The sequence below is a fragment of the Ruegeria sp. HKCCE3926 genome (genome assembly GCF_017872515.1).
GTDB lineage: Bacteria > Pseudomonadota > Alphaproteobacteria > Rhodobacterales > Rhodobacteraceae > Ruegeria.
The window spans coordinates 58,321-71,938 of the sequence record NZ_JAEDOU010000002.1 but is presented as its reverse complement, the minus strand read 5'-3'; the positions used below and the strand labels follow the sequence as shown (position 1 = coordinate 71,938).

Below are 13,618 nucleotides of genomic sequence, written 5' to 3'. Positions count from 1 at the left end.
GGTGAGTGCCGCGCTACAAACTTTGCATCTTCCCGGCGCAATGCTGGAACGGGGTTTCTGGCTCTATGTCTGGCGGGTTGGCACGTTAGAAAGCGAAGTGCACTACGTCGGTCGCACAGGTGATAACTCCAGTCCTTACGCTACCGCGCCTTATACACGCATGGGGCAGCATCTGGGGTATATTTCGAACCAAAATGCGCTGCGCAAACACCTCGCGAAGCGTGGGATTGCACCGGAAGGCTGCGGCGGTTTTGACCTGATCGCACACGGACCAATCTATCCTGAGGTTCCAAAGGAAACGGGTGACCGCGACATCCGGATGAAACTTCACGAACCTTCGCGCGACCAAGTCGGTGCGATGGAAAAGCTCTTGTGTGATGGCCTGAAAGCAGCGGGATACGATGTTATGAACACTGTCAACTGTCGGTGGCAGTTGGACAATATCGGGGCCAAAAAGTGGGAATCCGCAAAGGCAGCCTTCCGCGAGGAGTTCCCACTGCTATGAGTTGTCACATGCCAGTCGTTGAGCGGGTGCCTGGACTATGAATATATTCTTTACCTACATCTACACTCCCGGGGGCCAAGACTACGAATACGGCTCTGAGGGAAACATTGGCTGGCCGCTGACGTTCAGTAACAAAGGCGCACGATCAACAGCTCAAAACCTACTCACCGAAGGTGATCTCGTCTTCGGCGTTGTGAGCCGCAACCCCGGACACGGTGCCACCATTCCAGAGGAATGGAAGGGGCGCGTTTTGCAAGTTTGGCAGATGACCAAACACAACGCTCTTCTCACGGATTACAAGGTAGAAGTTACCGACTGGGACCTACAATGGCCGTATGCGTTACAGCCGATCAGAACCTGGGAAATCCCTAACGCGCCTGAGTTCCGCGACTTGGAGGGATACGATGCGTCCACCCATACACTCCAATCTGTAAGTTCCATCGAGCGCGTCAGCGATACTCTCGCAGCTAGCCTTTTGAAGGTTCTTAAGGAAAATGCGCGGGAAGTGAAAATGGCAGAATTTGAGTTTGCCACTATGCAGCAGCGCAATGAGCAACTGCGTCAGCGGCACCCTATTCGTATTGATGGCTACGAAGTCGCCCCAATCCAATCGGATGAATTGAATTACGTCTACATCGCAACGCTCGGAAAAGGGTCAAAGGTTCTTAAAATCGGGCATTCAACGGATCCGGACGCGCGCGTGGAAAGCTTCAATAAATTTCGCCTCTCCAATGAACCTCAATGGGTCATCCACACGCGACAACCCATCGGAACAGTTCAACAGGCAGTTAAGGCTGAGGCTGCGCTAGGCGTGGCATTTGCACAGTTCAGAACCGAAGAGAACAACAACGAAATTTACATTGACCTTCCCGCTATTGACGTGTTGGCAAAACTTGCGACGATAAAGTAATGGAAAAAACCCAATTTGATTTCCTTTCCGAAGATTTTCCGGACCTTCTGAATCACGCCAAGATGGCGGAGGCGGCGGCTTTGTCTGATCCGCGCGGCGCTTGCTTCTATGCCCGACTGACGTTGGAAACGGCTTTGAAGTGGCTTTTTAGCCGTGATCCGGCATTGAAGGATCCATATTCGGACAAATTGAATGCATTGATCGCGGAGCCTTCATTAGCAAAGCTCACCGGCCCGGCAATTGTCGCCAAGGCTGACTTTATCCGCGTGCAAGGCAACCGGGCAGCGCATGAAGGTGGTAAAAAGATCAGTGCCAACCATGCCGCAGCAACCGTGCGCGAGCTGTTCCATGTCTGTTATTGGATCGCTCGCACTTATTCCAAAAATGGTAAGTTAGATCCTGCCCTAAAGTTCGACGCCGGAAAGCTGGAAAAGACGCTGACCATCACAGCAAGCACAGTCGAACAGATCAAAGCGCTAAGCGACAAACACGCGATCGCTCAGGAAGCGCTCAAGAAGGCCGAGGAAGAGCGCAAAACGTCTGAAGAAGGCAGGAAGGCGCTGGAAGAGGAGCTGGCTCGCCTGCGCGCTGAGGTGGCCGCCGCGCGCGCCGCCAACCAGTCCCGACCCGATGAGCATGACTACGACGAGGCGACCACTCGGGACGCCTTTATCGACTTGCTCTTGTCAGAAGCTGGTTGGCCTCTGGACTCGCCGCGAGACCGCGAGTTTCCGGTGGAGGGCATGCCGAACCAAACCGGAGAGGGGTTCGTCGACTATGTCTTGTGGGGGGACGACGGCAAACCTCTGGCCGTCGTGGAAGCAAAGAGGACCAAGAAGGACGCACGCATCGGCCAGCAGCAAGCGAAGTTGTATGCCGATTGTCTCGAAAAAATGTATGGCACCAGACCTGTAATTTTTTGCACGAACGGATACGAGCACTGGATATGGGATGACCAGACGTATCCACCCCGCCCGATTTCGGGGTTCCTGAAGAAAGACGAATTGGTTCTACTTCATCAACGTCGGTCTTCTCGGAAAGTGCTTGATGACGTGTCCGTGGATGAAGAAATCGCTGGGCGTTTTTATCAGCAGCGCGCTATTCGCCGTGTCGGGGAAGCCTTTGAACGAGACAAACAGCGCAAGGCACTATTGGTCATGGCGACTGGATCAGGAAAAACCAGAACTGTCGTCGCACTGATTGACCAGCTCATGCGTGCCAATTGGGTGCGTCGTGTTCTGTTCCTGGCGGATCGGGTTGCTCTTGTTAAACAGGCCCATGGCGCCTTCAAGACACATTTGTCCTCGGCGCCAAGTGCGAACCTATTGGAGCGCCATGACGCCACAAACAACGACCATTCCGGCGCGCGTGTTTTGCTGTCTACCTACCCAACGATGATGGGGATGATCGACGAGACCAAGGAGGGCGAAAAACGCTTTGGTCCCGGCCACTTCGATCTGATTGTCATCGACGAAGCCCACCGGTCTGTCTATCGAAAATACCGGGCGATTTTTGAATACTTCGACGCAATGTTGATTGGTTTGACCGCAACGCCGCGCGATGAGATTGACAGGGATACTTATTCGCTGTTCCAACTCGAAAAAGGTGTTCCTACAGACGCATACGATCTGGAAGACGCGGTTCGGGATGGGTTTCTCGTGCCGCCTAAAACCATTTCCGTTCCACTCAAATTCCAGCGAGATGGTATCTCCTATGACGACCTTTCCGAGGAAGAAAAGGAAGAGTGGGATGCGTTAGAATGGGATGAAGAAGGTTCCACGCCTGATCGGGTTGAGTCTGGCGACCTCAACAAGTGGCTGTTCAATAAGGATACTGTCGACAAGGTTCTAGAACACTTGATGGCTAACGGGATCAAGGTGGCGGGCGGCGACCGACTAGGAAAGACTATCATCTTCGCCAAGAACAGTCGGCACGCCCAGTTCATCACTGAGCGTTTTGATGCCAACTATCCTCATCTCAAAGGAGAGTTTGCTCGGCTTATCGACTATTCCGTCAGCTATGCTGGCTCGCTGATCGACGATTTCTCTGAAGCCGAAAAATCACCTCATATCGCTGTGTCGGTGGACATGCTGGACACTGGAATCGACGTTCCGGAGGTGGTGAACCTCGTCTTTTTCAAGGTGGTGCGGTCCAAAACTAAATTCTGGCAGATGGTGGGGCGTGGCACGCGACTATGTCCTGATCTTTTTGGTTCCGGAGAGGACAAACAAGAATTCCTGATCTTCGATTTCTGCCAAAATCTGGAGTTCTTCAAAGAAAATCCCGGAGCTTTAGATGGTGCCGTTGCAAAGCCCATCGGAGAACGACTGTTCTCGACCAGAGTGTCTCTCATCAGTGCATTGCAGGAACGGGAAGAGGATCATCAAAAACTGACCCAGGCAATCAAAACGCGATTGATCGACGAAGTTTCGGGTATGAACCTCGAAAACTTTTTGGTTAGGCAGAACCGTAGGCCCGTCGAGAAGTTTCAAAGGTCTGAGAACTGGGAACATCTTGATCTTGACGCGCAGCTTGATCTTACAGAGCGAGTTGCCGGGCTTCCAACATCCTTCAAGGATGACAATCTGCCAGCCAAGCAATTCGACCTCCTGTTATTGAATGCGCAACTCTGTCTTCTCAACGGTGAGGCTGCATTTTCCGCTCTGCAACAACGGATCCAAAAGGTAGCTTCATCACTTGAGACACTTTCGAATGTGCCCGTTGTAGCTAAGGAAATGGAGCTCATTCTTGAACTTCAAGATGAAGCATTTTGGGAAGATGTGACGTTGGAGATGCTTGAGAGCGTGCGTCTCAAATTACGAGGCTTGGTAGAACTGATCAAACCGACAGAACGCAAAGTTGTTGTGACAGATTTCGAGGACGAAATCGGACATGGCAGCGCGATCGACCTGCCAGATGTCGGCTCCAGTGTCGACAAAGGACGCTTTAACATGAAGGTCCGGAGGTTTTTAGAAGACCATTCTGACCACATCACTATCCTGAAACTAAAACGGGCAGAACAACTGACCGAACAGGATCTTCGTGAACTCGAACGGATGTTCCTTTCCGAAGGCGTCGCGGATGAGAAAACTTTGAATGAAGTAGCCCGGGAACACGGGTTTGGGATCTTTTTAAGATCGCTGATTGGAATGGAACGCACTGCTGCCAAAGCAGCCTTCAACGAGTTTATCGGCGAAGCAAACCCGACTGCGAACCAGATGGAGTTTCTCAATCTGATTATCGACAACCTGACTGAAGCCGGGTTCGTCGAGCCCAAACGGTTTTATGAAAGTCCATATACAGATTTCGACGATCAAGGAATATCCGGCGTATTTCCCGCCGAACAAACCAAGCGCATTATCCAGATAGTGATACGGCTAAATGCTTCGGCTGCGGCTTAACACTCTGTTTTCCCAGTCGCCACTGAAGCAAACAACTATTACCTTTGCTGTCCTACCTGCTCTAGCGACTTAAGCATGCGGTCGACATTCTGAGCCGTCCATTTGCCTCCCCTTGTGGTTCGAATACCTCGCGCATTGGCTTCGTCTGCAACATTTTGATTAACCGCTGGGACTTTTTTCCGGAGCAATTCGTCTTTTACGGCTTGGAGTTGTTTTGCAACCGCGATTGATTTGCCTTTCCGGGAAATTATCGATGCTGCTCGGGCGTTGGCTGTATCACCTGCCCGCTCTTGCTGAGCCGGCAAAATCGATTTCTCAGCGTGTAGGATAAGGTTGTGAACCTCACCAGCTGAGAAATCTGATAGGGTTTTCTTGTGCTTCATCGAGTATAGACTCGAGCCAAAAACCTGCAGTTCTTCGAGTAGCCGTTCTCGGTCTCCTTTTTTTGCAACACGAAACAACCGAGACAAATCATCGAGTCGCACTCTTACGCCATCAACGTCGTTCAAACTATCGAGGACATTTTCAAGTCGGGGTAGTGAACGAAGACCTTCAACGCTACGAGCATAGTCGAACACAACCTCGGCTTTGATGAGCGGATTTAGAGATACAATTCGATCGATAAGTGCCAACTGGGCTTTGGCAGCAGGGTGGCTTTTGATCGGCCCGGTGGGTCGATTTCCGTAAGTTAGCAGAACGTAGAATATCATAATGGTTCCTCATTTTCACGTTTGTGTGGGCCTACACAAACGTGAAAAGCGCGTTTTGGTGCCGGAACTGAATACACGCGACTTGATCTGGAAGAAACCTCTCCGCAGTCAATTGATATCCGGAAGCTCCGCTTTCCCTTAAGCTCCCAAAGCCGTCTCTCTACTAATATATAAATCTCTTACTTAGTATATACATCTAAAGAAGGGCAAAGCTCCTCTTTCCTGCTCAAGATCAAGGCTGTTCCGGACAAAAAGATTGCACCTGCTTTGGAGGTATGAACCCAAGCAAGCGATCCGGGCAACGTTTGTTAATTTGCCTTTAGGCATGATTGCTTTTCCAGGTCATTTCTACTGCTCTGGCACTGCTTTAACGTGAGTTTGCGCACGCTGAATGCTTAACGAGTGCTATGATTGGCACCAGACTGGCTGGGGCGCTCGCTGGCAGCACTTAACGCCGTTTTTGATAACCTGACAGCGCTCAAGTCAAAACGCGCGCCCTGAGCGCTCTCAGTGCTTGGTTATCCGACCAACATTCCACCATGGCTATAGGAGGTTTGGAACACCCGGACGCGGAGGCGCCAGAAAACATCCCCTTCATCATTTGGAGGGATACCTAGGACTTCGATGATGAAAGAATCCGACGAACAAGCTTAAACGAAACTTCTAGCCGTTCCTCACCCACTTGCGCGAATGGAAGATTGTCGACAGAAAACCACCTATCAGGCGGACTCGGCTGTTGCTGATCGCCGTTTATTTAAACCTGAATTGTCCATTCGGTTTACTCTTTGACCGCCAAAACAGAGCCAATAACTAAGGTTGATCCTTTCAACTGCGTGAGGCTCACGTGCTCACAGCTCCAGCGCGCGACACGTCAAGCACAAATACATCGATGCGTCCTCGCAGCTCATTTGGGAGGTGTTCGCAGATCGCGGCTTGGAGTTCGGAGGCGGAAGCATATTCGTGGCGCTCCAGCCCAGCGACAGGACATTCCGCCCCATACCAGATGACTAAGTAGATACCCTGTTCGTCGGCGTGTTGGTGCATGGAGTAGCGATCTGCGAGTTGAGAAGCAGCTGCGGACATGAGATCTCGGTGCCACTGTCCCTTGCCCTCGATTACGAGCATTCGTGCTTGCCCTCTCACCATTCGCGTCGCTGTGAGGTCACACCGATTACGAGCGCCCAGTTGATGCTCTACGACGTCGTGGATGTCGAAGGAATGCAGGCGCGGCTTTAGCCACGCAGAAACCCGAAACATCGCGCCCACTTCGTCGAGCCGGTTCGCCCCATTGAAGAATTGATCAATCACCCCACTGTCGCCGGCGCGGATGTCTTTCTGCAATTCCTCGAGCAGCTCTAACATCAGAGCACGCAGTTGCTCGACGCTGGCGGGAGGGCCACCGTCCAAAGAAGCTGCGATCTCGGCCGGTCCCGGACGGCGGGGGGTCAATGCGGCTTTGCGACGAAGATCCGCTCGAATGCTGCGAAGATCGTTGTGGGACGGCGCCGTGATCTCTTCAGCGAGCAATCTCTCAACAACAGGCAGAGCAACATTCGGCTCATCTCGGCCGATCTGCCAGACAAGGTCACGGAGATAGCGGTATGCTGTCTCGCCCCTGGGGCTTCCGGTGCCCCAACTCGACGGCAGAGGAACAACGGGCCAGTGAGGCAGATATGCCATGAGAATCCGCTCGACCTTAGGCGCCGACAATCGAGCCCATATCTCGTCACCTTGCCCACCGCGATCTCGGCGATCGGCAAGCCAGAAAATGAAGTCCGGGTTCCGTGCCATGTATGCCCAGACACTCGGGTTAATCTCTGTCGCGACCCAGAAATCGCGCGGGAACCAGAAAGGACGCTGTTCTTCCCATCGATGTGGGAGCATGCCCTCGTCGAGAGAGATGCATCTTTCACGGACCAATGAAATCAAGGCGTCGCGATCGCCGAAACGGGCCGCCATGTCGAACAGGGTTTCCAGGGTCTGGACAGGGAGTTCAGGGAAACGATGTAGCCACTCGAGCGGCAGCGATGCACGCAGGTCGTTTAGCGCAGGTTCACGGTTAAGAAGATGAAGGTTGGACCGTCCTGTTGATACCGCGAGAGACGGTTCGAGATACTCGCGAGCGAAGGTCGCGGCTTCATCGGCCGTGAGGAGAACCCACCGCCGAATCTCAGCAAGAAACTCATCCTCTTCCCCTTCGGCGAAAGTATTGTAGCCGCCGGTATCGGTAAAAATCACGCGTAGAATTTCTGGCTTCACCTCCGCCAAGGTCCTGGTAGCGCGGAACTCGGCAACTGCGCCGGCAAGAAATATCTGCACCCATTCCCTTTTTTGGCCTTCACTGACTTCCTCGATGGAAGGACAACGGTCCCCCAGCGCCTGAAGGCTTCTCCGCAGAACAACTTCCGGATCGAACAGGCCGTGGGTCACGTCGGGGAGCAAGTCCGGTTGAATTAGATACGCTCTTGCGACGCGCTGGGTCCACCCCACAATTTCTCCGCGCTCTACCGCTGAGCGATGGGCATGGAAGTAAGCGGTGTTGGCCTCAGTCACCCGTAGTTTTTGACGGCGGCGCCGCGCGTCGAACCGGGAGCGACGGATGCGGCCTTCCTCCCAGCCTGCCCTCCTGAGGCGGTTCATCCTGGTCCATTCTCGCATCAATGCAGGCTTTTTGCCTGCCTGTTCACGGCAATGCTTGCGCAATTCGTCCGGCCCTTTGAGCTGGCGATTGCCGAAATAGTCATGTGCCGGTGCGAGCTGAATCCAGAGCGCCGAGTTGTCCGTTTGGTAAGCGTGGTCGATTAGGTGGCGTGCGTCGCCATTGCAGAGATGCAGTCCGGAATGTCCGTGGTTCATGAAAGTTTCGTAGAAGGCGTTTTGTATTTCTTCTCGTGTCACTAACCCAGCGAAGGCACGCTCCTGCAACGCACGGCGCAATGTATCATCGGATTGGAGCACGGCTATTGACCGGCTTAGCTCCGACCCTAGAACCCCGTGGAAATGCAAATTTCGAACCCACTCCCAGACCCTGTCTGGATCGTGTGGGCCAGAGACGCGCTCGAAATAGTTGTCGAGAAGCAAGCCTACAATCTTGCTAATTCCGTCGCGACAATGGCAACGGTGCCTATCTTCCCGACAGGTGCAGTGTAAACCTTCAGTCAAACCGTCCAGCAGGCGGACTGTCTGGTCGTTGGGGATTTTCCGTATTAGGCGCTTCAGAAAGTAGCGTTCTTCAATGACACGTGAACGGTCAGTTCGGTCCGTAGGATAGAGCTCCGTGGCTGCCTCGAGAAACCTAAGTAGCCCGTCATAAGGAGCCGCGTCCATCATGTGCATCAGAAATTCAGATGCCAGACGGAGCGCGTTGTTCGTGCCCATGTCGACGAGTTGCTGAAGGGCTCCCGCCGGCTCGTATGTTTCGTCGCTGAGTAAACAGGACAATGCGTCCATACGTGGTCCGACATTCGCTTGTTCTTCAAGGAGGATCGCCTCAAGGTCCGGGCGCAGCTCCCTGACTGCAGGCGACCCGACAAGGAGCTCGAGTAACAACTGCCGAAGGTGCCCAACCCCTGGATCTGCAAGTATCGGCCGAACGGCTTGGATGACATCAGGTGTGAAGAACCCAGTTACACTGAAGGATCGCCAGCGATCGCTGCGTCGGAAATACGGGTCGTCTTCGTTTAAACGAGCCAAGGCATCGAGGAGCCGGTTCCGAGATGCTGAGGTCAGACGCGAAGGGTCGCCATTTGACAGAACGGCGTAGGGGTCAAGTTCGATCGCTGCATTCTGGAGGCTCTCGGAACCAAGGGCAGCCATCCAACCCGTTAAACCACGTAGGTCGTCCCGCACCACTCCGTTCGGCGCGATCAAGGCAAGACACTGGGAAACTGTCAGACGGCAAGTCGGATCATTGATGCGACTGACGATATACTGTGCGGCCCCATACTCGGCCACAATTCTATGCACAGGCTCATGATGATTAGCAGCCGTTCCCGGCCGGAACAGCCTCGTGCCGAGGACAGAGAGCGGCTCTTCACCCGTCAGCCCGATCGATTCCATCTGCGGGTGGAGATCATCCTCTGCGATATCCCCCAACGCTACTCCGTCTACGCCTGACAGCAGGAGCTTGGAGAAGATCTCGTTTGCCCATATTATTTTCTCTCGCCTCGTTGGTGCCCCCTTCGACAACACGTCCGGGTTGGATTCGCGAGCGAGGTTCTCAATAGCAAGTGTAAAAACATCGCCGCGGGAAGTGAGCCGCCCGTCGGCTTCATCATGGGCGCTAGCGAAAAGGCGCAGAAATTCAGGGTTACCCAGAATGTGGTGGAGCTCGAATCTGTGAATATCTGCATGGAACTCATCGAAAGATCTTCGGGGATGGAGGTGTTCGAACAGACGCCGTTGTTCGCAACCATCCAGCGGAACGAGATAAGCGACTTGCAGTTCTTTCCCGAAGAGATCGCTGATAAGCCGCGTTCGAGAGTCCTCCCATTCTCCTGAGCGGCTTGAAAGGAGGACACGATCCGGATTGGAATCTCGTATCCTGTGGAGGATGTCGTGAACCCGAGCATCGCCAACCCGGGCCACTTCATCGAAAGCGTCGACGATCAGAGTCGTGTCACGCGCTGATGGCCGGACGACACTGGCACGAACACGCGCGCCGCCAAGCCGATTGGCCACGCTGTCGAGCAAATCCGTTTTTCCCGCGCCTGGCTCGGCGAGAACGATCGCAATGCCCGGCTCCGTCAAAAGGGCCGTTTCCGGCAGCATCTTGTCTCCAATGCGGAGCCTGCGTGGTATGTGAAAGCGTTCCAAGATGACTTGTCCTCAATTCCGCGCTGTGCACGAAGGTGAGTCGGCGCAGGGATTTGAAAAATAGACCTATTCGCCCGGAAGAGACAGCCGAAAGTTGAGCGGGAGGATCCGTAAAGAGGACCCAAAGTGGGACGAGATTTGACATCGAGTTACGAGCATCAAGAACGCGTCCGTTCTTAGTTTGAGAACTTGCACCGGCCCGTAATCTACGCCCTCGACGAACGGCAGACATAACGAGTGCTTGTAGCCACATTATTGAGGTCGATCACAGTAAGCCAATTTCCCGTCGACGGTCAGGCAACGACCGAGGTGTGCCTCCGGTTTGATCTTTTTTCTTGCCGGAGTTGTGATCGGTTTGCTCTCTGTCCTGCCCAAACCGAGCCAAGGACGATCACTGCACCAATGAACTGGACTAAAGACAGGGATTGGCCTAGCCAGATCCAGCCCAGCACGACAGCTGTAATAGGACTCATCATGCCGAGCATCGAAACTGCACTGGGGTCCAGGCGCGCTATGCCACGAAACCAAAGAGCATAGGTTGCTGCAGCACCGATCAACCCAAGCCAAATCAGGCCGGCGACATTTGTTGCGCTGAGCGCAGGGAGAGGCGGCTCAAGAAACAGAGCGACTGGCAGTAGTATCAAACCACCGGCTGTTAATTGCCACGCAGTGAAACTCAGCGCCGAAACCGGAGGTTGCCATTTCCTGCTGAGAACAGTGCCAGCAGCCATTGACGCGGCTCCTCCCAAACCCGCTGCTATACCGATCCAATCAAGCTGTGCTTCTGGTCCGATCAGCAGCAGAGACACACCCATTACGCCAGTCGCTGCGGCGCCGAGCGCACCAAGTCGGATTGGGGTTCCCAACCATCCCCACGCCATCAAAATCACGATCATTGCTTGCAACGATCCCAGGGTGGCGGCCACACCACCGGGTAACCTATACGCAGCAACGAAGAGGAGCACCCAGAACAGAGCGAAATTGAGGCTGCCTAAGACGAAAGTTCGACCAAGCCATTCGCGTGGTGGAACGCAGCGTGTCACTGCGAGCAACAACAAGCCAGCAGGCAGAGCTCGTAAAGCAGCCAGGGTAATAGGATAGCCAGCCGGGAGCGCTTCCGTAGTTACCAGATAAGTGCTTCCCCATACCGCTGGGGCGAGGGAAGTGAGAAGAATATCGGTTGAGCGTGACATAGTATGTCTCCCGGCTGAGGCGTTTGAGAATTTGAGTGAGACGTCAGAGGCGCGCGGGTTACGCTGCTTCCGCATTGAGGTTTGATCCAACGAGGCACGCTGCAATCCTTGCAACATGAGCGCCCTGGAATCGCGCTCCGGCCAGGTCAAATTCGGTAGGTGTGCGGGAACCATCAGCACCGGCGATCGTTCCGGCACCATATGGCGCGCCGCCAATGATATCTTCTGATGTAGTCTGGCCAGCAAATGTGTAGGGCATTCCGGCAATCAGCATCCCAAAGTGTTGAAGAGGGACTTGCGTTGTCAGAAGGGTGGCCTCGTGCCCGCCATGTTGCGAACCTGTTGATGCAAAGACCGCTCCGACCTTACCAACCAGTGCATTCCTGGCCCAAAGCCCTCCGGCCTGGTCAAGGAAGGACTTCATTTGGCCAGCCATCATGCCAAATCGGGTCGGTGTTCCTAAAATTATTGCATCATAGTTTTCCAGATCTGTCGGCAAGGCGGCAGGAGTATCATCTACGACATAGCCAGCCTGCTGACGGACCTCCTCAGGGACGGTTTCGGGCACACGTCGAACGTCAACTTCAGTGCCGGGAACACTTCTGGCGCCTTCAGCTTCTGCATCGGCCAATGTGCGGACGTGGCCATAGCTTGAATAGTAGAGAACGAGAATACGTGACATAGGATACCTCTCAGGGCTGCGACTTGTTCCCTGAGAGAATGGAATTTGTTGCGCCGCCAATTAAGTCGCGCTCTTTGACATCACCCTTTACCTGTATTGAATAATGTCAGGACCTGAGAGCCAGACGCAGATGATCAAGAAAGGCTGTGACCTTTGCATCCATTCCTAAGCGAGATGCTGTAACGGCGAATACTTCCGGCGCAGGCAGTTCGTGGTCAGGAAGAACTCTCACCAGGGCCCCGCTGACTTCAGGAGCATCAGAAACGAACTCGGGCAGAGTTCCAATACCCTGCCCCGCTATCAGCAGATCGCGCAAAACGAGGCTGTTGCCAACCCTCACACGCGGATCAAGTTCCAATGATGTGACGCCGTCGGCGGCCGAGAGCTTCCAACTCGTCAAATGATCTGCAAGCAAAAAGCCGATGATCGCGTGGTTCTTCAGATCCGCAGGCTGGGCCGGTGTTCCATGTATCTCCAAATAGTCTGGCGACGCATATATCCGTTGTCGCATCACACCAATCCGTCGGGCGACAAGGGCCGAATCCGGCATCGCGGCTCGGATTCGTATCGATAGATCGAACCCGCCCTCGACCATGTCGACCACTTTATCGTCCATCGAAAGAGTAAATCGCAGATCAGGATAGGATTCCAAAAACTCTGGAAGCATTGGTGCTATAACGGTTTGGCCGAAGGAACTTGATGCATTTACCCGAAGGTGCCCACGCACCGCTTTTGAACCTTCCCTGATGGTCTGTTCCGTTTTTTCGACCGCGTCGAGAATTCCAATTGCATCTTGGTAATAGAGACTGCCGGTGTCAGTCAGTGACATAGATCGGGTCGTTCTGGTGAGGAGGACGGTTCCCAGACTTTCTTCCAGAAGCTTGATTTCTCTGCTGAGAAGCGCAGGAGAAACACCAAGGTCTTCCGCCGCGCGGGCAAAGCTGCCGCGTTCAACGATGCGGCGAAAAGCTTGCATGACTGACAGTTTGTCCAAGTTATGACCCTTCGAAAAAGCTGCTTTTGACGTGTTACGCGATAGATCGGCTCTATGACATGCCCAAACTCACATTCTTTCAGGTTGAACTGATCCAGTTCAATTCTGTTTGGGGAGCATCCATCCCACCTATGATCCAGAGCTCGGGAGTAGCTCTCGGTTTTCAGAGCTCCTCCTTACAATCTCCCCATCACCAGCCTCTCTATTAGACAACCAGCTTATAGGGCTGACCTAGCACTACTTTGCATACCTTGGCGCAGTCAGCCTCAATACGGCGCAGCTCACTATTCACGACTATTCCCACATTATTAGCAATCGTCGGTTTCTTCTCTCCGGAGTAGCTCAATACACTGCCTGGCATACACCTGCGCTTACGCTCTCAATGTGGTTCTCTCTCAGGAGCGTTGT

The 13,618-nt window shown here is 53.7% G+C and carries 8 protein-coding genes; 3 read left to right on the top strand and 5 right to left on the bottom strand.

Going from position 1 to position 13,618, the window contains the following annotated elements:
• Position 1 precedes the first annotated feature (1 nt).
• From I9184_RS08565 to I9184_RS08555, 3 genes are read left to right on the top strand one after another with little or no spacing between them, the layout of a single operon-like run.
• Entirely contained in the window at positions 2-505 is a 504-nt protein-coding gene (locus tag I9184_RS08565) for a hypothetical protein (RefSeq protein WP_209833819.1), read from the top strand.
• A 37-nt stretch (positions 506-542) separates the two neighbouring features.
• A complete protein-coding gene (locus I9184_RS08560; RefSeq protein ID WP_209833817.1) occupies positions 543-1,415 on the top strand; it encodes a GIY-YIG nuclease family protein in 873 nt (290 codons plus the stop codon).
• Complete coding sequence (locus tag I9184_RS08555) at positions 1,415-4,816, top strand: DEAD/DEAH box helicase family protein (RefSeq protein ID WP_209833816.1); 3,402 nt, start codon at positions 1,415-1,417, stop codon at positions 4,814-4,816. The genes I9184_RS08560 and I9184_RS08555 overlap by 1 nt, the downstream gene beginning before the upstream one ends.
• 38 nt (positions 4,817-4,854) lie before the next feature.
• On the opposite strand, the gene I9184_RS20870 is transcribed toward I9184_RS08555, so the two are convergent.
• The 5 genes from I9184_RS20870 to I9184_RS08530 all read right to left on the bottom strand — a co-directional run bounded on the left by I9184_RS20870 (position 4,855) and on the right by I9184_RS08530 (position 13,210).
• Positions 4,855-5,526 carry a recombinase family protein gene (locus I9184_RS20870; protein WP_245218053.1) on the bottom strand — a complete coding sequence of 224 codons (672 nt, stop codon included), beginning with the start codon at positions 5,524-5,526 and terminating at the stop codon, positions 4,855-4,857.
• Positions 5,527-6,366: 840 nt separating this feature from the next.
• Positions 6,367-10,296 carry a hypothetical protein gene (locus I9184_RS08545; RefSeq protein WP_209833815.1) on the bottom strand — a complete coding sequence of 1,310 codons (3,930 nt, stop codon included), beginning with the start codon at positions 10,294-10,296 and terminating at the stop codon, positions 6,367-6,369.
• Between the two features lie 338 nt (positions 10,297-10,634).
• A complete protein-coding gene (locus I9184_RS08540; RefSeq protein ID WP_209833814.1) occupies positions 10,635-11,534 on the bottom strand; it encodes an EamA family transporter in 900 nt (299 codons plus the stop codon).
• A gap of 58 nt (positions 11,535-11,592) precedes the next feature.
• Entirely contained in the window at positions 11,593-12,216 is a 624-nt protein-coding gene (wrbA, locus tag I9184_RS08535; RefSeq protein WP_209833813.1) for an NAD(P)H:quinone oxidoreductase, read from the bottom strand.
• Between the two features lie 106 nt (positions 12,217-12,322).
• Positions 12,323-13,210, bottom strand: coding sequence for a LysR family transcriptional regulator (locus I9184_RS08530; protein WP_209833812.1), 888 nt, complete (start codon positions 13,208-13,210; stop codon positions 12,323-12,325).
• Positions 13,211-13,618 lie beyond the last annotated feature (408 nt).